The sequence below is a fragment of the Flexivirga sp. G2 genome (assembly GCF_055397625.1).
The window spans coordinates 3,080,653-3,101,241 of sequence record NZ_AP039675.1; the positions used below are offsets into that span (position 1 = coordinate 3,080,653).

16 protein-coding genes are annotated in these 20,589 nt (G+C 65.1%); 11 read left to right on the forward strand and 5 right to left on the reverse strand.

Annotation, left to right across the window (positions count from 1 at the left end):
• Nucleotides 1–42: 42 nt before the first annotated feature.
• The 4 genes from ACZ50J_RS14950 to ACZ50J_RS14965 form a co-directional block, all read right to left on the reverse strand.
• Entirely contained in the window at nt 43–2,217 is a 2,175-nt protein-coding gene (locus tag ACZ50J_RS14950) for a hypothetical protein (RefSeq protein ID WP_464297947.1), read from the reverse strand.
• Between the two features lie 120 nt (nt 2,218–2,337).
• Nucleotides 2,338–3,435 carry a LacI family DNA-binding transcriptional regulator gene (locus ACZ50J_RS14955; protein WP_464297948.1) on the reverse strand — a complete coding sequence of 366 codons (1,098 nt, stop codon included), beginning with the start codon at nt 3,433–3,435 and terminating at the stop codon, nt 2,338–2,340.
• A complete protein-coding gene (locus ACZ50J_RS14960; RefSeq protein ID WP_464297949.1) occupies nt 3,435–5,387 on the reverse strand; it encodes a DUF2264 domain-containing protein in 1,953 nt (650 codons plus the stop codon). The genes ACZ50J_RS14955 and ACZ50J_RS14960 overlap by 1 nt, the downstream gene beginning before the upstream one ends.
• Nucleotides 5,387–6,379, reverse strand: coding sequence for a hydroxyacid dehydrogenase (locus tag ACZ50J_RS14965; protein ID WP_464297950.1), 993 nt, complete (start codon nt 6,377–6,379; stop codon nt 5,387–5,389). Before ACZ50J_RS14965 ends, ACZ50J_RS14960 begins: the two co-directional genes overlap by 1 nt.
• Nucleotides 6,380–7,036: 657 nt before the next feature.
• Between ACZ50J_RS14965 and ACZ50J_RS14970 the strand changes: the two genes are divergently transcribed.
• From ACZ50J_RS14970 to ACZ50J_RS15020, 11 genes are all read left to right on the forward strand, one after another.
• Entirely contained in the window at nt 7,037–7,951 is a 915-nt protein-coding gene (locus ACZ50J_RS14970; RefSeq protein ID WP_464297951.1) for an ABC transporter permease, read from the forward strand.
• A complete protein-coding gene (locus ACZ50J_RS14975) occupies nt 7,938–8,873 on the forward strand; it encodes a carbohydrate ABC transporter permease (protein WP_464297952.1) in 936 nt (311 codons plus the stop codon). The genes ACZ50J_RS14970 and ACZ50J_RS14975 overlap by 14 nt, the downstream gene beginning before the upstream one ends.
• A 54-nt stretch (nt 8,874–8,927) precedes the next feature.
• The gene (locus tag ACZ50J_RS14980; protein WP_464297953.1) at nt 8,928–10,649 is read left to right on the forward strand and encodes an extracellular solute-binding protein; all 1,722 of its coding nucleotides are present in this window, start codon (nt 8,928–8,930) and stop codon (nt 10,647–10,649) included.
• Nucleotides 10,650–10,875: 226 nt separating this feature from the next.
• On the forward strand, nt 10,876–12,222 hold the full coding sequence (locus ACZ50J_RS14985) for an alpha-L-fucosidase (RefSeq protein WP_464301356.1): 1,347 nt from the start codon (nt 10,876–10,878) through the stop codon (nt 12,220–12,222).
• 26 nt (nt 12,223–12,248) lie between these two features.
• Nucleotides 12,249–14,633 carry a polysaccharide lyase 8 family protein gene (locus tag ACZ50J_RS14990; RefSeq protein WP_464297954.1) on the forward strand — a complete coding sequence of 795 codons (2,385 nt, stop codon included), beginning with the start codon at nt 12,249–12,251 and terminating at the stop codon, nt 14,631–14,633.
• 106 nt (nt 14,634–14,739) lie between these two features.
• Nucleotides 14,740–15,591 carry a fumarylacetoacetate hydrolase family protein gene (locus ACZ50J_RS14995; RefSeq protein ID WP_464297955.1) on the forward strand — a complete coding sequence of 284 codons (852 nt, stop codon included), beginning with the start codon at nt 14,740–14,742 and terminating at the stop codon, nt 15,589–15,591.
• Between the two features lie 2 nt (nt 15,592–15,593).
• On the forward strand, nt 15,594–16,913 hold the full coding sequence (locus ACZ50J_RS15000) for an L-fuconate dehydratase (RefSeq protein WP_464297956.1): 1,320 nt from the start codon (nt 15,594–15,596) through the stop codon (nt 16,911–16,913).
• Nucleotides 16,910–17,659 carry an SDR family NAD(P)-dependent oxidoreductase gene (locus ACZ50J_RS15005; protein ID WP_464297957.1) on the forward strand — a complete coding sequence of 250 codons (750 nt, stop codon included), beginning with the start codon at nt 16,910–16,912 and terminating at the stop codon, nt 17,657–17,659. The genes ACZ50J_RS15000 and ACZ50J_RS15005 overlap by 4 nt, the downstream gene beginning before the upstream one ends.
• Nucleotides 17,660–17,669: 10 nt before the next feature.
• Nucleotides 17,670–17,987, forward strand: coding sequence for an L-rhamnose mutarotase (locus tag ACZ50J_RS15010; protein ID WP_464297958.1), 318 nt, complete (start codon nt 17,670–17,672; stop codon nt 17,985–17,987).
• A 43-nt stretch (nt 17,988–18,030) separates the two neighbouring features.
• On the forward strand, nt 18,031–19,026 hold the full coding sequence (locus ACZ50J_RS15015) for an aldo/keto reductase (protein WP_464297959.1): 996 nt from the start codon (nt 18,031–18,033) through the stop codon (nt 19,024–19,026).
• Nucleotides 19,023–19,877 (forward strand): amidohydrolase family protein, encoded by an 855-nt coding sequence (locus ACZ50J_RS15020; protein ID WP_464297960.1) that lies wholly within the window; start codon nt 19,023–19,025, stop codon nt 19,875–19,877. The genes ACZ50J_RS15015 and ACZ50J_RS15020 overlap by 4 nt, the downstream gene beginning before the upstream one ends.
• Here ACZ50J_RS15020 and ACZ50J_RS15025 read toward each other — a convergent pair.
• Complete coding sequence (locus ACZ50J_RS15025) at nt 19,847–20,560, reverse strand: FadR/GntR family transcriptional regulator (RefSeq protein WP_464297961.1); 714 nt, start codon at nt 20,558–20,560, stop codon at nt 19,847–19,849. The genes ACZ50J_RS15020 and ACZ50J_RS15025 overlap by 31 nt on opposite strands.
• Between the last annotated feature and the right edge of the window lie 29 nt (nt 20,561–20,589).

Consider the following 20,589-nt stretch of genomic DNA (forward strand, 5'->3'; position numbering starts at 1 on the left):
ATCGGCCACCACCCCTTCGTCATACCCGATGAACGGACTCGGCTACTTCTTCCGAATCACCTTCGCGAACTGTGCCTTCTGCCGCAACGAGATCGGCTGGAGGTGGAACTTTCCGTCGTCGCCCAACGTGAGCGCGAGGTTCGAGTTGCGGCTCACCAGAACGTAATGCGTCGAACCGTTGACGTCGGTGTCGTCCGCGCCGTCGACCTTTTTCGCCCCGGAGTTCGGGCCGAGCACTGCGGGCTCGGCATTCGTCTGCGGGAGCAGATACCACTGGTCGGCACCGCCGCCGGACCCGTACCCGCCGTTTCCCTTCGGGTCGTAGTTCTTCTCCTCGGCACCGGTCGTCGCCGTCGCGCCCCAGGCCCGTTTCGCCTCCACATTGTCGCCCGCGATCGTCAGATACTGCCCCGTCTGCATGTTCTCGATCTTGTAGACGCCGGTGTTGTATGCCGTCTGGAACGAGTCCTTGACCGGAACAACCCGCCACTGGGTGTTCTTCGATCCGTCGCTGAGCTTCTTCCCGCCGACGTTCAACTGATAGACACCACTCGTGCTGACGTCGTTGCCCGCAGTGTCCTTCGGCAGTCGTTCCTGCAGGAACAACGGCTGTTGCGCGTTGTGTGGCGTCGGCGTCACCCTGGTGATCGAACTGTCCAGATCGTTGACCGCCAGGAACGAGCGCGTCGTGATGTTCTGATTCGTCAAGCTGCCGTAGTCCAGTGTCGACTGGTAGGCGGGGTTGGACAGAGGCGCATAGCCGACCGGGGTCCAGTTGTTCATCTTGCTCAGGTCGTCGTTCTGGTAGATGTAGCCGTCATACCCGAACGCCTGATAGCGCTGTGACACCGTGTTGTAACTGAGCGCCCACTCGTCCAACGGTTTCGGCAGGAAGATCCGCCCGGTCTTGTCGTCGGTATAGACCGTGTAGTTGCTACCGACAGTGCTGGTGTTGACCACACCCTCGGCACTGATCTGACTGATCTTCAATGTCTTCTTGCCGTCGACCTCGACGGACTGCACCCGGGTGGTCATGTCCAAGGCGGGATCCTGGAACTCCACCTTGTCGACGGTCTTGCCATCCGCATCGGTGATCGTCCCGGTTGCGTAGTCTGCCGTGTACTTCGATCCGACGGCATCGGAGAAACTGAACTGCGGCGAGTCCTTGGTCACCAGATGATTGCGATAGCTGAGCTCACTGCCGTCGGCACCCGAGCCCTTCCACGTCACGAGGTCCTTCGCCGGGGTGTACTTCGGTGTCAGGCCACGAGGCGTGTTCACCGCTCCCTCGAAGCCGCCGATCCCGGGCTGCTTCCAGTTGCCGTTGTCGAACTTGTTCCACGAGCCGGGCGCCATCTTGGCGCTGATCGGCGAGCGCGCCACGGCGTTCCACTGCACGACACTGGTGAACGGTGCCGACTTCAGCCGCACCTGGTAGTTGTAGCTCATGTAGAAGTAGCCGGACGTGTTGTCGACCCAGAACCGCACGCCCGAGACTCCGAACGCCCACGTCGAACCCGGGTAGTCCGAGGGACGCAGGTGGTTCTTCGGCTCCATCGGCGGTGTCACCGCGGCCCCTTCGATGTGCCAGGACTTCCCCTTGTCGGTCGACGTGGCGACCAGCAGTCGGTTGCTGTGGCTGGCGGTCGCGATCCGGTCCGGGACCGGTTTCGCATCCTGATTCAGCGGATCGAAGATGTACTCGTCGTTGATGACGGCGTACCAGGTCTTGGTCGACGGATCGACCCAGGTGCCCACGGTGTCGCAGTGATCGTCGTTGTACGGCGACGGCAGGATTCGCTTGCCCTTGGCGTTCTTGCGATCGTTGAGCCGGTAGCACAGTGTGCCGGGCGTGTTGTAGAACGAACTGGGCTTGTTGGACTGAGTCGTCCCGTCCTTCTGTCCCAGGCTCACCGCACCCATGTCGGTGTTGGTGAACGTGCTGTTGGTCGAGACGCCGGTGTCCGTCCGCTCGTAGCCGGCAACGCCGTTGGTCCAGTGGAACTGGCCGTCCTGGTCGGTGTATGCCGAGCCCACGATGTCCGAGTCGAGTCCGGGTGCAAGGCTTCCGGTGGTGTCCTCGGTGGCCGTCGGGAACTTGGCGTTCTCCGGCGGCACCGAGGGACTCGCCGAGGCGGCGGACAGTGTGGTGCCGACCAACGCCATACTCAGCACGCCTCCGGCGGCGATCTTCCTCATGCGTGACCGTGAATTCACGGGGGTATCCTTTCCGCGTGCGTTTCCGGCCGTGGCCGCGGTGACGGAAACGTGCACGCCGAACCAAATGTGTCGCTTACTGGGTACGTGGTTCGCCGGCTCGGTGTCGGTCGGCCGGCGTCAGGGGGCCTCCTCCTCCGTCGTGACCGGCCGGCGCCGAGCGCCCGGCCTTTCCGCAGTCGAGCCACGCAGAATCACATGCGTGCCCAACTGCACACTTCGCGCCGACCCCTTCGGGCCGTCCACCGCAGCAAGGCCGATACGCACGGCCTCGGCGCCCAACCCTTCCAACGGAATCCGGACGGTGGTCAACCCCGGGCTCAGCTGCCGAGCAACGGGTACGTCGTCGTACCCGACGATGCTCACGTCCGTCGGCACCTGCAGGCCCTTTTCGCGCAGGGCTTGGTACGCGCCCTCGGCGACGATGTCGTTGGCGGCGAAGATCGCAGTGAAGTCCCTTGCCCGTTCGAGTCGGCGGCTGAGGGTCGCGTAGCCGAACTCCCGCCCGAAACTACCGATCTCGACCAGCCCGGGATCCGGCCGAATCCCTCGTGCGGTCAGCGCCCGGCGATGCCCCTCCAGTCGCGCGGCGGTGGTCGACAGCCCGTCCGGGCCACCAAGGTAGAGGATCCGCTCGTGTCCACGGCTGATCAGATGATCGGTCACCGCCGCGGCTCCGTCGGCGTTGTCGTACTCGATCTGGCAGGTCAGGTCGTCAACCCCCAGTGAGGGTCGACCGCACAGGACCAATGCCGAGCCGATGCCGTGCAGAGCGCGCGCACGCGCGGCCATCTTCCGACGGTAGGACTCATCGGAGAAGGAGCCTCCGACGAGGATCACCAGGTTGGTCCGTTGCTGCAGCAACAGGTCGGTGACCGCGATCTCCCGGTCCGCATTGCCCCCGGTCGCGGCGATCAGACTCAGCCGACCCAGCGACGACGCGGCTTGTTCGGCACCACGTGCGATGAAGGCGAAGAAGGGGTCGACGAGATCGTTGAGCACGATGCCGATCGAGCGCACGCGGGAACCAGCCAGAGCCTGGGCGTGCGCATTGGGGATGTAGCCCAGGTCAGTGGCTGCCCGTGTCACCTTCAGCCGGGTTGACTCGGCAACGGGATAGTTGCCGGCAAAGGTGCGAGAGACGGTCGCCGTCGATACGCCGGCTTGCCGTGCGACGTCCTCGATCGTCGCGGAGCGTGGCCCCGATTCCTTGTCCATCAACCCTTCTTCCCCTCGAACGTTCGTACTCGGCGCAGTCTGCCCGACTGGGACGAGCGTCCTCCGAGCACCACACAGACCTGCTCCTCCCCTGCGAGGTCGAGTTCGACGCGAGCGCCGTCGTGGGTGGTCGTCACGTCCACACCAACCGGCACGGCCGCGGGCGCTGGTTCACCGCTGAGCGTCACCAGTGCCACGAAGACCGACTGATCGTCCGCCCTCGCGCCGAGCTGCGGGACGACTGCCCACGGGCCGAATGCACCCGAGTCGATCGAGGTCCGCAGGGATGCATCCGTCCAGCCGTGCAGTCCGAGCACGGCACTGGTCAAACCGGCCGCTGTGGTCGCTGAGGCGCGGACCCCGTCGGCGCACTGATCGCCGGGACCGTCCGCACTGAGCGGATAGCCGCCCAGTTGCACCACCAGGCCGGCAGCACCCCGGACCAGTGCGAGGCGAAGCTCGTGCCGGCCCCACAGCACGCTCGCGACATCGATCGAAGCGACTGTCCCATCAGGGAGTTCAGCTTCGTAGCGGGACGCCGCCATGTCATCCGTCATGCCGAGACGCACGATGTGACTTCGCCGTGTGCTGTGTCCGAGTTCGTCGAGCACGGCGACGTGATTGCCGATTCTCGGCAGCGGTCCGAGGTCGGGTGATGTGTGATTGCTGTAGGCGAACGCTGCGTAGCACGGATCGTCGGCACGCTCGGTCGGTGCGTTGTGGTCGCTGCCGTGATTGATCAACCGCACCACGCCGTCGTCGTGCGTCGAGTGCACCAGCCACCCCGGTGTGGGCAGCGCGACCCGAAGGTCCTGGTCGTCCTGGCTCAACGCCAGCTCCCGATCGGTCCACACCGGATCGTCGGGATCGATCGTCAGGCCGAAGAACGCCATACTCGCCCAATAAGGTGAGGCGGGCCCGGAGTACGGCTGGGTGATCGGCAAGTGCGTGCCGTGCCAGCCGAGGGGCAGCAGACCGGCGCGGTCGGGAGCTCCGTGTTCGGCGAAGTAGCGGATGACGCTCGAGGTCAAGCGCCTCGTCTGCCCCGGTCGCAACGGGGTGGCGTCGAACTGCTGCCCCAGCCAGAAGGGTGCCAGGATCCCGAAGCGATAGGTGAGCGACCGTCCGTGCAGGACGGGTGCGCCGTCACGGCCGAAGAGCAGGCTGTGTTGTCCGAGGAACGTGCGTAGTCGCTCGCGGTAGACATCGCGTCGCCCACCGTCGTCCTGGACCATGGTGGTCCAGAACAACGGGTACGTGTGCAGGATGAACGCGTTGTAGTAGTCGAACTTCCGGCCGTCGCCATCGGTGTACCACCCGTCGCCGGCATACCAGTCCTCGATCCGATCCAGGCCCTCTTCGATCTCGCGCACCGAGTGAGCTGCACCGACGGAGGCGAGGAACTGCTCGATGATGGTCCGGAACAGTATCCAGTTGTTGTCCCAGGTGCGCTTGCCGACGACGCCGGCCAGCCATTCGGTGACCTGCTCCCGTTCCCGGTCGTCCAGCGCTGCCCACACGGTGTCGCGCCCGAGGTGCAGACCGAGCGCGATCGACGCGGCTTCGACCACTTGTTGGCTGCAGTCGGTGAGCGTCGGCCAGGCGTGCGCCCCGCGCGGGTTCGTGCCCGCGAGCAGGCCACGTGTGTACCTCTCGATGAGAGGTTCTGCAGGTGGCGCGGCTGGGGCTGCCAACCGGGTTGCCGCCAGCAGGAAAGGTCGAGCGAAGCCCTCCAAGCCGTCCAGGACGACACCGGACCAGCTGTTGCGTCCGGGGAGCCGATACTGGGCGCCGTCGGCCGTGGCCCACGGCACGAGCGCGTCCAGCAGCTGATCGGCGACCGCCAGCCAGTGATCCCGCGTCCAGCCGGTGAAGCTCGAGAGTTCTCGGTCCAGGGGCGGCAGCCGAAGATGAGGCGGCTGCGCCGATGCATCGATCGATATGAAAGGCACTAGGCGATTCTCCCCAAATCACTTGCTCGGACGGGGAACTGCAGTCCTCGGCCGGCTGCAAGACGTTCGACCTCGTCCACCGCCGACGACCCCATGCGCAGCACTTCGTTGCCCAACGACCCAGCGATATGGGGTGTGAGGACGACGTTCGGCAGCCCGAAGAGGGCACTGTCCTTCGGCAGCGGCTCCGGCTCGGTGACATCCAGATAGGCATCCAGGCGTCCCGAGACCACGTGCGGCTCGAGTGCCGCTGTGTCGACCAGACTCCCGCGTGCCGTGTTGACCAGGATCGCGCCATCCCGCATCAACGGCAGTGTGCCTTCGCCGATCATGTGCCGCGTGGAGCGGTTCTCCGGTGCGTGCAGGGTGACTACGTCACTACGCCGCAGCAGGTCGGGCAGCTCGACGAGTTCCCCGCCGAGGGCTGACGCCTCCTCGTCGTCGAGGAAGGGGTCGCTGATCAGAACGGTGGCATCGAGCACCTGCAGGAGCTCGATCACCCGACGGCCGATCCGCGACGCACCGACGACCCCCACCGTGATGCCGTTGGTCCCATGCGCCAGGGTGTTGATGTCGAACGATCGTTTGTGTCCTGTCGCGCGATAGGCAGCGATGTGCCGGGGGACCCGACTGCGCGCGAAAATTACTGTGGCGACGGTGAATTCGGCGACAGGAATCGCGTTGGCGTCCGCAGCCGAAGACACGGCCACACCGGTGGCCCAGACATCCGGATCGAGGAACGTCTTGACGGTGCCGCCGGAGTGGACGACGGCTGCCAAGTGATCGAAGCGTCCGATGACCTCGGCGTCGATCCGTGGAGCGCCCCAGCCCGTGATGAGGACGTCGGCGGAGCGCAACTGCCCCCAATCACCGTCCTCGAAGGAGTCGACGAGGCGCGGTCGACCACGTCCGTCGCGAACGATCGTCGCGGCTTGCTCGAGTCGGTGCAGGGCCACGTCGTCGAACGCAGCCGCGAATGCCCGCTCGGCCATCGCGAAGCAAACCACGGGCGGACGGGCATCGGTTCGATCCGACGCGTCCCGCATCGCCACAGACACCCACGGGACTGACTCTCCGTCCTCTGGCTGCATCGCACTCTCTCTTTCCCCCGGCGCGGGACGGATCACCACGACTGGCATGGCGTTGTCAGGAACGGCCGACCCGGATCACACAGCCAACCGGCAACAAAATGTAAGCGTTTACTGAATGAGGACAGTAGCGATAGGCACTTCCGGCGTCAACCATCTCATGACCGAACACCGAGCCGGCATGAGGGCGAACCGGTCCGGCAGCAGGAGAACCGCGTTCCGCGTACCTGGCAATTCCCAGCAACAACAGCGCAAAAGGGCTCACAAGCGGCGCGAAGCAAACTCACCCGACCGGCCCGTCTCCGCGATGTCGCCCACCTGGATTCTGCGGGAACCGTTGACAGGGATGCGGATAACTTCTAGGTTTCCGTGGAGCAAGATAGAAAGCGCTTGCTATCCGATCTTGAACACTCGAGGCGTTCGTCGCGAGTCCAGCGAGCAACGGAAGGACGCACCGCACCCATGACGCAGGACGTCCGCACGGCAGAGCCCGTGCCCGCGCATGCCTCGACAGTCAGGTCGAGCGAGCCGCGGAAAAGGAATCGGCGACGCCGCTCGTCGTTGAGCTTCACCCAACGTGTGCGCCGCGACTGGCCGCTGCTCGTGATGATGATCCCGGGGCTGCTCTACTTCGTGGTCTTCCAATACCTGCCGCTGCTGGGGAACGTCATCGCGTTTCAGGACTACCAGCCCTACCTCGGTTTCGGCGGAAGCCCGTTCGTCGGTCTGGAGAACTTCAGCGAGTTGTTCGCCGACCCGGCGTTCTGGCAGGCCACGGTCAACACCTTGAAGATCACCATGCTGCAACTGATCTTCTTCTTCCCGGCTCCGATCTGCCTCGCTCTGCTGCTCAACAGCATCGCCGGCACGAAGATCAAGCGCTTCGTTCAGAGCGTGGTCTACATCCCGCACTTCATCGGTTGGGTAGTCATCGTCTCGCTCTTCCAACAGGTGCTCGGGCCGACAGGCGGTCTGCACCAGCTCCTCGACCTGGTCGGCGTACACCAACCGCAGCTCACGACATCTCCAGGATTCTTCCCGTGGCTGATGGTGCTGGAGATCATCTGGAAGGACACCGGCTGGGGGACGATCATCTTCCTCGCGGCCTTGATGAACATCGACCAGAACCTCTACGAGTCATCCGCCATCGACGGCGCCGGCAAGTGGCGGCGTCTCTGGCACATCACTCTCCCGTCGATCCGCCCGGTGATCATCCTGTTGCTGATCCTGCAACTGGGCAACGCCCTCACTGTGGGCTTCGAACAGATCCTGTTGCAACGCAACAACGTCGGTGCCACCGCCGGCGAAGTGCTCGACACCTACGTCTACTACCACGGAGTCGTCGACGGTCAATGGGGAGTTTCTGCAGCAGCCGGGTTGATCAAGGGCCTGGTCGGCCTCGTACTCGTGCTCGGTGCCAACAAACTCGCGCACATCTTCGGACAAGACGGGATCTATCGCCGTGACGACACGTGAGCTCGACCGAACCCTTCGCCGCAAGAAGGCCAAGGAGACCGCGGTCCATCCCGCCTGGATGGAAAAGCCCTCACGAGCGGGCTCCGTCGGCAAGGGCGTCCTCATCGCCATCATCTCGATGCTGGTGTGTTACCCGTTCGTCACGGTGCTTGCGACCAGCTTCGCGTCCGAAGAGGACATCACGGTCGCCGGCGGCATGGTGTTGTGGCCCAAGCACCCCACCACGGCGGCATACGACAAGATCTTCGCCGGCGGCACCGTCACCCATGCGCTGATCATCAGCATCGTCGTCACGCTCGTCGGCACCGCGCTGAGTATGTTCTGCACGATCACCCTCGCCTATGCGCTGTCGCGCAAAGGTGTCACCGGCGGACGATTCGTGCTGTCGGTCGTTCTCTTCACGATGCTCTTCTCCCCCGGCATCATCGCCAACTTCCTGGCGGTCAAGTCGCTGGGCCTGCTCGGCACGTTCGCGGCAGTGATCCTGCCGGTGATGGTCAGCCCGTTCAACCTGATCGTCATGCGTTCGTTCTTCATGGGATTGCCGGATGAGTTGTACGACGCGGCCCGGATCGACGGCGCCGGCGAGTTCCGGATCCTGGCCACCCTCGCGCTGCCGCTGTCCAAGGGCGTCAGCGCGGTCGTTGCCTTGTTCTACGCCGTGAGCTACTGGAACTCCTTCTTCCTCGCGATGCTCTACCTCGGCTCGGACAAGTGGCCCCTCGCCATGGTGCTGCGGCAGTACGTCCTGCTCGGCCAGCCGATGTCCGGCAACAACACGACGACGTCCGAAGCGGCAGTTCCGTCCCAGGCGATCCAGATGGCCGTCGTGATCGTCGCTCTGGTCCCGATCCTGGCCGTCTATCCGTTCCTCCAGCGCTTCTTCACCAAGGGCGTGCTGACCGGAGCCATCAAGGGCTGACCCGGAAGTCAGCCGAAAACCGTTCTCAATCAAGGAATCCAGCAAGGAGACACCATGAGTCCAGAATTCCCCTCCCCAGGACGGCCCAACCGGTCGACAGCGACTCGACGCACCATCCTGAAGGGCTCGCTCGGCTCGATGGCGACACTTGCCCTCGGCGCCCCGGCCATCGCGGCCCTGGCCGGCTGCTCTTCCAAGAAGAGCGGGAAGGTCTCCAACGCCAGTGAGGTGAAACTTCCGGCCTACATCCCGCAGACCGCTGTGAAGGCCGATCTCGCGGCCGGACGGAATGGTGCGCCCCCGGGTTACTTCAGTTACCCGGCCGACCCCGCCGACACGGTGAAGAAACCACCGCTCGGTGGTACGACGATCTCCGCCATCACGAACCTCTTCCTGCCGCCTCCGCCGGGAGCGGGCAGCAACAAGGCCTGGCAGGGCATCGAGAAGCGCCTCGGCGGCTCGGTCAAATTCCAGATGGTCGGTAGCGACGACTACGCGACCAAGCTGAGCACGGTGATCGCCGGCGGCGACCTACCTGATGTGATGACGTTCCTCGGGCTCGGGGCGCAGAGCGGCATACAGGACGCGCCCGGTTTCCTGGAGAGCAAGTGTCAGGACCTGACCGACGCCCTCGGGGGCGACGCAGTCAAGGACTACCCCAACCTCGCCAACATTCCGACGGTCTTCTGGGAGCAGTGCACGGTAGCCGGAAAGCTCTGGTTCGTCCCCATCCCCCGGAACATCAGTGCCGGAGCAGGTTTCGTTCACCGCGAACTCGTCACCAAGGCCGGGTTGAAGTCGACCGCAGAGCTGGACAGCACTGAGAAACTGAAGTCCTTCTTCAAGGAGGTCACCGACAAGGGCAAGAACCGTTACGCCCTGGGCGCGTCGAAGGACTCCTACTACGCGAACCAGACGTTCTACCAGACCTTCGGTGTCCCGAACCAGTGGAAGAAATCCGGTGACACGATCATCAGCCAGTACGACACGGACGAGTTCGTCCAGGCTGTGGAGTTCATGGCCGAACTGCACGCCGCGGGTTACTACTTCCCCGGTTCTGAGGGATGGACGAAAGCCCAGCTGCAAGATGCCTACCAGTCCGGGCGGATCTGCACGATGTACGACGGCTTCCCGTCCCTGGTCAATCCCTACTGGCAGTCGATGCCCAAGATCAACAAGTCGTTCAAGCCGGGAATGTTCATGCCGCCCGGGTTGAACGGCAGGACACCGACGACGTACGCCGACAACATCAACTTCGCGTACACCATGTTGAAGAAGGCCGACAGCGGACATCTGAAGAAGGTGCTCGGCCTGCTCAACTTCCTTGCAGCACCGTTCGGCTCGTCGGAGTACCTGCTGATCAACTATGGGGTGAAGGGAGCCGACTACACCGTCGACGCCCAGCACAATCCGGTATTGACCGACAGGGGCACCCGCGAAACAGCGGTGCCATGGAAGTACCTCGCGGCCGGCCCGCAGGTCCTCTATGACCCCGGGCACAAGGACTTCGTCGAGTACGCGCACCCGGTGATGAAGACCATCGTCAGCGAAGCCGTGAAAGACCCGACCGCGGGCGCCTACTCACCGACGTATGCCGAGAAGTACCAATCCATCTCCCAGACACTGACCGACTCGGTCAGTGACATCATCGCCGGGCGCAAGCCGACCAGCACGCTGAAGTCCGCAGTCCAGAAGTGGAAGTCAGGTGGCGGCGACAAGATCGCGCACGAGTTCGCCGAGGCACTCAGCCCGAAGAAGTCGACCGCGACCTCCTGAAGACCGGCCGGCTGCCGGAGCCGCGCCGGCAGCCGGCCACCCTTCGTCCTCCTCACCAAAGGCGAGCTACATGAGCGAGCAACCAGAACCGCACGACGACGTTGCCGACGATCCGGAGAACACGGCCTCCGTCGGAGCAGACCTGTGGACCTCATCACGTGTCCTTCCGACGACGAACCTGGCTGTGCGGTTCGGGCCTCTCGTCGGACGACGGGACGACGTGGCGATGCAGGACTTCCGGAGCTACGGCGTCGGACAGTTCTTCCACTTCGGGCTGTTCTCCATCCCCGGCAACGAATGGGAAGGGGTGAGCGCGAGGCGTGGTGCACCGGCGTCCGAATGGATCCGGCACTGGTCCGGACCGACAAAACCCGCAGGTTGGGAGAGCACCTACGACAACCTGTGGCGGGTGTTCGACCCGCACGCCCTCGACACGGCCGGCCTTGCCCGGCAAGCACACGCCATGGGCGCGCGCTACGTCATCGTGCCCACCAAACATCATGACGGGTTCTGCTTGTGGCCAAGCGAATTCAGCGATCACACGGTGGCTCGAACGCCCTATGGAAAGGACATCGTCGGGCAATTCGTCTCGGCGTACGAGGCCGAGGGCATCGACGTCTTCCTCTACTTCTCCGTACTCGAATGGAACCACCCGGACTACATGTCCCACGCTCCCCGAACCGCGGCGGAAGAATCGCGCTTCGAGCGGTTCTTGACGTACACACGCCGCCAACTTCTCGAACTCATCGATCGGTATCCGACGATCAAAGGCTTCTGGTTCGATGGCACGTGGGACGAGTCCTGGGTGCAGTCCTATGAGTTCACGTACCGCCTCGAGCAGGAACTACGATCGGCCGTCCCCGGCCTGATCATCGGCTCACGGTTCCGCAACGACGAATACGGCCGCCGGCATTTCGACAGCCGCGGACGGCTGCTGGGCGACTATGAACAGGGCTGGGAACGCAAGGTTCCCCCGAACTTCGAGATGCTCGATGGCCACGACTGGGACTGCGTCACCTCGATACCCCCGAACGGCTGGGGGTATCTGAAGGACGTTTCCGATCTCTATCTGAAGACCCCGGACGACATCATCGAGATGCTGATGCGTTGCCGTTCGATGAACGGAAACCTGGTCGTCAACTTCGGACCGGACGGCGACGGCCGGTTGCGACCGGAAGAGGACCGGATCGCCGAAGTCCTGGCCGATTGGACCAGTACCAACGCCGACGCGATCTATCCGGCGCGGCATACCGAGCTGCCGGCCAACCGGGCCGGACATCTCACACGCAGCGGCACAAACCTGTACCTGACGGTGCTGAACCGGCCGGTGACGGGCATCGTTCGGGTGGCGCTCCCGAAGGACTCCGTCGAAGTGCCCTGCGCCGCGCGAGTTCTCGGCGATGGCCGCGAGCTACCGGTGCGTCATTCCGACATCGGCTATGACCTCGATGAGAACACCTACTACGACATTCGCCTTCCCACCGGCTTCACGGCCGAGCACGCCTTCGTGATCGCGATGAGACTGGGGCGGCCCGCGAGGCCTGCTGAGTCGTTGATGGACGCACGCATCTAGCACTGGAGCAGGAGAGAGGTTCAGGAATGCAGACGAGATTCTCACGACGCACCTTGATCGTCGGAGCCGGTGCAGGCACCGGGCTGGCGTTCGGGATCGGATCGGCCGCACGGGCGGCGACCGACGACCCAGAGCTGATCGCCACTCGCCGGGTCACCCAACTGGTCGGCGATCTCACCGGCACACCGCCGGCAAGCGTGACGAAGAAGATCAAAGCCGCTGACGACGTCGTCGCCTCCCTTCTCGGAGACACCGACGTCTCCGGGTCATCGGAGGCGATCTGGCCCGACCTGGATCTCGCCGGGATCGGTCGCGTCGCTGCCGCAACCGGGAACCTCGGCGTCACGTTCGACCGCCTACTCACCATCGCGAAAGCCGTTGCGACACCGGGTAGTCGCTACCATCGGGACGCCGCTGCCACAGAGATCGTCTCGAAGGCGCTGGGTCGTCTCACCGAGTTCGCGTACCGGCCCGACGTCCCTGCAGCGGGCAACTGGTGGTTCTGGGAGATCGGCATACCGCGTGATGGGGCGGACATCGCGGTTCTGCTCGGCTCCGCGCTCCCGACCGCGACGCGAGACGCGTTGTTCGCCGCAATTCGCCACTTCACACCCGATCCGAACTACCGGGGTAGGACGCCTGGGTTCGCCGAGACGGGCGCCAATCGGGTCGACAAGGCACTGTCCTGCGTGTTGCGTGGCGTCGCGGACGGCACGACCGCAGACATCGAAGCCGGCCGCGACGCGCTCACTGATGTCCGGGGAAACGGCCGGGACAGTGTTTTCGGCTACGTGACCAGTGGGGACGGCTACTACGCGGATGGATCATTCATCCAGCACGACAAGCTCCCCTACGCCGGCTCGTACGGCGCGGTTGCCCTGCAGGGCGTGTCACGGACACTTGCCCTCGTGACAGGCACCGCTTGGGCCGTCACCGATCCGGCATCGACGTCCTTCTTCGACGTCGTCGAAGCGACCTATGCGCCCTTCATGGTCGACCTCTACCCGATGGACACCGTCCGAGGCCGCGCCGTGTCGCGGCAGCGGGATCTGCAGTACATCATCGGCTACGGCATCTGCGAGGCGGTGCTCACACTCGCCGAGGCTGCGCCGCCGGCCACCGCCAAGCGGTTGCGCAGCATCGCGAAGGGATGGATCCATCGGACGACCAGGCACCCGATGACGACCGACCCCGGAAGCACCGTGCCACAAGCATTGGCGGCCCACGCGCTGCTGCAGGACAAGTCCATCCAGGTTGCGGAGCAACTCGTGATGACCAAGTTCTTCGGCTCGCAGGAACGCCTCGTGCACCGGCGACCCACCTGGTCCTTCTCCGTGAACACGTCCTCGACGCGGATAGGCCGCTTCGAATGGGGCAACGCCGAGAACATTCGCGGTTGGTACCAGGGCGACGGGCAATACTTCCTGCACCACATCGCAGATCCAGCGCAGTACGCCGACGACTTCTGGCCGGTGATCGACAGCACGGCTCTGCCCGGAACCACGGAGAGCACCGAAGCTCGGGTCGGAGACGCCAGTGAGGGGACCGGGATCCCATCAGCATCCAACAGCTACAACGGTGGCCTGACGATCGGCGACGGAATCGGAACTGTCGCAATGGATTTCGGAAACCAGCAGGACACAGTCACTGCCTACAAGAGCTGGTTCACGTTCCCCGAGGAGGTCGTCTGCGTCACCTCGAACGTCCGTAACACCAGCGGCCATGACGTCAAGACCTACCTCGAGCAGCGTGTCTTCGAACCCGGAACGACACCGCGACTGACCGTCGACGGATCCTTCGTGCCGAGCGAGGTGTCCGACAACATCTCCACGGTCAAGCACTGGGCCCACGTCGCCCGCCACGCCGGCTTCGTTCTGTTGCCGATTGATTCGGCCAAACCGGCTCCGGCGAAGCTGCATCTCACGCGTCGCACCGGCACCTGGTGGGACATCGATCAAGGTGCCGACACCTACGGCGACAAGACAGTCCGCACCAAGGACGTGCTGCGAATCGACACCACCCATACGACCGCGAACGCGGCGTTCGCATATCGGATCCTGCCCCTCGCGACCCGCCGACGCACGCAGGCGGCGGTGCACGACGGCGCCGTCCGCGTCGTCTGCGCCGACGACACCGCGCACGTCATACACAGTGAACGGACGAGTACGACGCTGGCACACTTCTTCGTCGCAGCTGAGCGCAGCGGCATAACAGTCAGTCACCCATGCTCCGTGGCGTGGCGACAGATCCGCAATACTCGCTACGAGTTGGTGATCAGCGATCCGACCCGCGCGGCAGGAAAAGTGCTGCTCACGCTCCCGATCGGCGGTTCGGGGTACACCCTCACCGTCGACCTCTCCGCCACGTTCGGCGCCTCGAAGACCGTTCAGGTCGATCTCCTCGCCCCGTAGCGGTGTCAGACATTCATCGGCTCTATCCGGCACTTGTCGCCACTTCTTCGCGCCTACCTGCTAAATTTGCCCAAAATCATCCGATCTTTCAGAGAGTCTGAATTACATGCGCTTGCTCCGTGTCGGCAATCCGGGCGCCGAGCGACCTGCCGTCCTTGCGACGGACGGTTCGGTTCTCGACATCTCCTCCGTGCTGTCTGACCTCGACGACCGCACGCTGGACGATGCGTCCCTCGACCGGGTCCGATCCGCGGTCTCGGCGGGCGGCTTGCCGAAGCTCGATCCGACCGGGGAACGCGTCGGGGCGCCGATCGCGCGCCCCGGGAAGGTCGTCTGCATCGGTCTCAACTACCGTGATCACGCGCGCGAGACCGGCGCCGAGATCCCGGCGGAGCCGATCGTCTTCATGAAGGACCCATGGACCGTCGTCGGCCCGGACGACACCGTGCCGATCCCCCGCGGCAGCACCAAGACCGACTATGAGGCCGAGCTGGCCATCGTCATCGGCCGGACCGCGCGCTACCTGGATTCACCGTCCGACGCCGCCGCGCACATCGCCGGCTATGCGCTGTCTCACGACGTCTCCGAGCGGGAGTTCCAGCTCGAGCGTGGTGGCCAATGGGACAAGGGGAAGAGCTGCGAGGCCTTCAACCCACTCGGACCATGGCTGGTCACCCGCGACGAGTTCGACCCGTCGTCTGCGGCAGTTCGGTTATGGGTCAACGGAATTGCGCGCCAGGACAGCAATACCGACCAGCTGATCTTCGATGTGCCGACCGTCGTGCACTACCTGAGCCAGTTCATGGTCCTGTACCCCGGCGACGTCATCAACACCGGTACCCCGGCCGGTGTCGCACTCGGTATGGCGGACCCCAAGCCCTACCTGCGGGACGGTGACGTCGTCGAGGCCGAGATCGAAGGACTCGGACGGATGCGCCAGACGTTCGAGCAGGCCTGACCGTGTCGACGATCACCGGGTTACGAACCGTCGATGTCCGGTTCCCCACGTCGCAGTCGCTCGACGGCTCGGACGCCATGAACGCCGACCCGGACTACTCGGCCGCCTATGTCATCGTCGAGACCGATGCTGAGGACGAGTTGGCCGGCCACGGCTTCGTTTTCACGATCGGCCGCGGCAACGAGGTCGCGGTCGCCGCGATCGCCGCGCTCGAGCCGGCCCTGATCGGTCAGCAGGTCGAGCCGTTGCTGGCCGATCTCGGTGCGACGTCGGCGATGCTGGTCGGGGACAGCCAGTTGCGCTGGCTCGGGCCGGAGAAGGGCGTCATGCACATGGCGATCTCCGCCGTGCTCAATGCGCTGTGGGACCTGCGCGCGAAGCGCGCCGGGATGCCTCTCTGGCAGCTGCTCGGACGCATGTCGCCGGAGGAGATCGTCGACCTGGTCGATTTCCGCTACCTCACCGATGCGCTCACGCGCGAGGAGGCACTGCAAATCCTGCGCGCCGCAGAACCCGGCCGACGCGAACGCGAGGAGCAGTTGGTGCGCGACGGATACCCGGCATACACGACCTCACCGGGCTGGCTGGGATACTCCGACGAGAAACTGGCCCGACTGGCGACCGAAGCGGTCGCGGACGGCTTCACCCAGATCAAGCTGAAGGTCGGTGCCGACCTGGAGGAAGACATCCGGCGTATGACGCTGGCCCGCAGCACTGTCGGACCCGACGTCCGCATAGCCATCGACGCCAACCAGCGGTGGGACGTCGACGACGCGATCAGGTGGACCCGCGCGCTCGCCGACACCGACCCCTATTGGATCGAAGAACCCACCAGTCCCGATGACGTGCTGGGTCACGCACGCATCCGTGAGGGAGTTCAGCCGATCAAGGTAGCGACCGGCGAACACGCCCAGAACAGAGTCATTTTCAAACAGCTTCTGCAAGCGGACGCTATTGACGTGGTGCAGATCGATGCCGCCCGCGTCGGCGGCGTCAACGAGAACATCGCGATTCTCCTGCTTGCCGCGAAGTTCGGTCGGCCGGTCTGCCCGCACGCCGGCGGCGTCGGACTGTGCGAGATGGTGCAGCACCTGTCGATGTTCGACTTCGTCGCGGTCTCGGGCACGCTCGAGAACCGCGTCATCGAGTATGTCGATCACCTGCACGAGATGTTCCTGGCACCTACCGTGATCACACGCGGCCGATACACGGCGCCGACGGCCCCTGGATTCTCGTCCGAGATGCACGAGAAGGCCTTGCACGACTACACATTCCCGAGCGGCCCGATCTGGACCGAGATCAACTCCGGAGGCAATGAATGAGCGACTACAACGACCTGAGGGTGCTCGTCACCGGCGGGGGCAGCGGCATCGGCCGGGCGACAGCGGAGCTGTTGCAGTCGCGTGGCGCGCGGGTCGCGGTGCTCGACCTTGACGCTTCCGGTGCACCGCAGGGCACGTCCGGCATACGGTGCGACGTGTCGAACGACGATGAGGTGCGCTCCGCCGTCGAGGCCGCCGCGAACCAGCTCGGCGGCATCGACGTCGTGATCAACAACGCGGGCATCGGCGCACAGGGTGACGTCACCGCGAACCCGGACGACGAATGGCACCGCGTCCTGGACATCAACGTCCTCGGCATCGTGCGCGTCACGCGGGCCGCGCTTCCGCAACTGCGCTCCTCGGAGCGCGCAGCCGTCGTCAACACCTGCTCGATCGCCGGCTGGGCGGGCCTGCCGCAACGGGCGCTCTACAGCGCGAGCAAGGGAGCGGTCCAGGCGCTCACCCTGGCCATGGCGGCCGATCACGTTCGCGAGGGCATCCGCGTCAACTGCGTGAACCCGGGGACCGCAGACACTCCCTGGGTCGGTCGACTGTTGGACAGCGCGGACGACCCCGCAGCCGAGCGTGCCGCGCTGGAGGCTCGTCAGCCGACCGGTCGGCTGGTCTCCGCGAGCGACGTCGCCGAGGCCATCTGCTATCTCGCATCACCAGCGGCGCGGTCGACGACCGGCACGGTGCTCGCTGTTGACGGCGGGATGTACGGCCTGCGGGTCCGGCCGAGTTGAGGACCTGATCGTGGACCGGATCGCCCTGCACACCAAGGTTTCTCGCGGGAAGGAAGCCGAATACGCTCAAGCGCACGCCGCCATGCCGGTCGAACTCACCGACGCGCTGCGTGAGGCCGGAGCGCACAGCTGGCGGATCTGGCGGGACGGGCAGGACCTCTTCCACGTCGTCGAGTGCGACGACTATCAGCAGATGCGGGCATTTCTTCGCGACCACCCGGCGAATCTGCCCTGGCAGCAACGGATGAGCGCGTTGCTGGATGTGGAGGACGACTACTCCGGCGAGGACAGCGGCATCGAGCAGGTCTGGGAACTTCCCCCGCTATGAGCACCCCACGACGTTCTCCTCCGAATACTTCGCGGCACTCCGCATGACGCTGCATCCTGTCGCGCTCCCCCGCCGGCCGCAGGTCTCGATCAGTTCGGTCGGGTTCGGCGCCGCGAGCCTCGGCAACCTCTATCAAGCGATCTCCGACGAGCAGGCCCAACAGACGTGCGACGCGGTCACCGCGGCCGGCATCACGTACGTCGACACCGCGCCGCACTACGGCCTCGGGTTGTCCGAGGAGCGCGTCGGCGGCTGGGCCGGGCGAACGCCCGACGTGGTGATCTCGACCAAGGTGGGCCGTGTTCTGGAGCCTCTCGACCCGCCGTGGTCGCGCGACACCGAAGGCTTCGATGCGCCGGCGCGTTTCCGGCGGGTACGCGACTACTCCGCCGCCGGCATCCGCAGGAGCCTCGAGAGCAGTCTCCAACGGTTGGGCCGCGACCGGGTGCAGATCGCACTGCTGCACGACCCGGACGACTTCTACGACCAGGCGCGCACCGAGTCGATACCCGAGTTGATCCGGATGCGGGACGAAGGCATGGTCGACGCCATCGGTGTCGGCATGAACGGATCAACGATGCTGACCGATTTCGTGCAGCGGTGCGACATCGATGTGGTGATGTGTGCCGGACGTTTCACGCTGCTGGACCAGTCTGCCGCGAAGGACCTGTTGCCTGCCGCCGCCGAGCACGGCGTCGCAGTGCTCGCAGCAGGCGTCTTCAACTCAGGCATCCTGACCCGACCAGAGCCCGCTGCGGATGCGACGTACGACTACCTTCCGGCGGGCCCGGCACTCATCGCTCGGGCGCGGCGCGTCGCACAGATCTGCCGCGATCACGGCGTCTCGCTTCCGGATGCAGCAGTCCAGTTCCCGTTGCTCCATCCCGCGGTTGCGAGCGTGGTACTGGGCATGCGGTCCGCCGGGGAGGTTGCCGCGGATGTCACGGCGGCGACGACCGCCATACCCGTGGAGTTGTGGGCTCGGCTGGTGCTCGACGGGCTACTTCCCGAGTCACTGCTCGAGGTGCTGCCGCAGTGAGCACGATCGACGCACACCACCACCTCTGGGATCCGAGCGTCCGGGAGTACCCCTTCCTGGCGGGCGACGAGCTCGCACCGATCCGTCGCCGCTACGTGGTCGACGATCTGCAATCCGTGGCGTCGACACTCGGCGTCGACCGGACGCTTCTGGTCCAGACAGTCTCCGACGAGAGCGAGACTCGCGAATTTCTTCGTTTCGCAGCGAGTTCCGGCGGTCTGATCGCCGGCGTCATCGGTTGGGTCGATCTCACCGCAGCCGACGTGTCCGACCGGTTGCACCGAATGCGCGAGGCACCCGGAGGGGATCTGCTCGTCGGAATCCGGCATCAGATCGAGGACGAGCCGGACCCCCGGTGGGCGCTGCGCGACGACGTGCTGCACGGCATCCGCACGGTCGGTGCCTCCGGGCTCGCCTTCGACGTCCTGGTCCGCCAACCTCAGTGGCCTGCTGTGTCGGAACTCGCCGACGCGTGCCCTGACGTACCCATGGTGCTCGACCATGCGGGGAAACCCCCGATCGCCGGCGGTGAGCTGGTGGAATGGGCCGCGTGGATCCGAGCCGTTGCCGCCCGCCCGAACCTGATGGTCAAGATCAGCGGTCTGGTGACCGAAGCTGACTGGCATCATTGGCGACCCGAGGATCTCGAGCCCGTGGTCGACACCTCGCTGGACGCCTTCGGAACGTCCCGCGCAATGGTCGGCTCCGACTGGCCGGTGGCGGAACTCGCCGGCCCGGTGCAACGCAGTTGGCACGTGCTCAGCGAACTCGTCCGGCAGCGCGCGGGCGACGGCCCGATGGGGCGGACCGCTGAGCGGTTCTATTCGCTCTCCCCCGCCACCGAGGCCTGATCCGGCTCCGCAGCGGCCGCCCGACGTAACCACTCCTCGACGCCGGCGATGTGGACCACCGCGGCAGCCGCCGCGACGTTCGGCTGCCGAGAACGCAGTCCGGACAGGATCTGGCGGTGCTCCCGGATCGTCTGCTCGGTCGCCCGCTGCTGGGTGAGGCCACGCCAGATGCGTGCTCGGTGCGTCGGACCGGCAATCGTGTCCAGCAACGACGCGAGCACCGGGTTGCCGGAACCTCGAGCGATGATGCGGTGGAAGACCAGGTCCGAATCGACGAGCTCCTCGGGTGTCGGCTCGTCCGGCAAGTTGTCGAGATGGGCTGTCAACTCGTCCAATTCGGCGTCGGTCAGCTTCGTCGCAGCCGCGGCGCAGGCTGCCGGCTCGAGTATCCGTCGGACCTCCAGGAAGTGCAGCACCGTGTCGTCATGATGGAAGTCCACGACGAACTCCATGGCGCTGAGCAGCAGATGCGGGTCCAGGCTGGTGACATAGGTGCCGTCTCCCTGGCGCACATCGAGCACATGGATCAGGGACAGTGCACGGACCGCTTCGCGCAGCGAGTTGCGGGACAACCCCAGTCGGCCGGCGAGATCCCCTTCCCTCGGAAGCTTGGATCCGGGCGTGAGTTCCCCGTCGACGATCATCTGCTTGATCTTGGTGATGGCGTCGTCGGTGACGGCCACGGCACCTCCCAGTGTCAGTGTGTGCACGG

Bases quoted from the DNA above. Each gene is read 5' to 3' on its own strand.
- ACZ50J_RS14955 (WP_464297948.1), bottom strand. From the start codon at position 3,435: ATGGACAAGGAATCGGGGCCACGCTCCGCGACGATCGAGGACGTCGCA.
- ACZ50J_RS14980 (WP_464297953.1), top strand. From the start codon at position 8,928: ATGAGTCCAGAATTCCCCTCCCCAGGACGGCCCAACCGGTCGACAGCG.
- ACZ50J_RS14985 (WP_464301356.1), top strand. From the start codon at position 10,876: ATGCAGGACTTCCGGAGCTACGGCGTCGGACAGTTCTTCCACTTCGGG.
- ACZ50J_RS14965 (WP_464297950.1), bottom strand. From the start codon at position 6,379: ATGGCCGAGCGGGCATTCGCGGCTGCGTTCGACGACGTGGCCCTGCAC.
- ACZ50J_RS15015 (WP_464297959.1), top strand. From the start codon at position 18,031: ATGACGCTGCATCCTGTCGCGCTCCCCCGCCGGCCGCAGGTCTCGATC.
- ACZ50J_RS14990 (WP_464297954.1), top strand. From the start codon at position 12,249: ATGCAGACGAGATTCTCACGACGCACCTTGATCGTCGGAGCCGGTGCA.
- ACZ50J_RS14995 (WP_464297955.1), top strand. From the start codon at position 14,740: ATGCGCTTGCTCCGTGTCGGCAATCCGGGCGCCGAGCGACCTGCCGTC.
- ACZ50J_RS15005 (WP_464297957.1), top strand. From the start codon at position 16,910: ATGAGCGACTACAACGACCTGAGGGTGCTCGTCACCGGCGGGGGCAGC.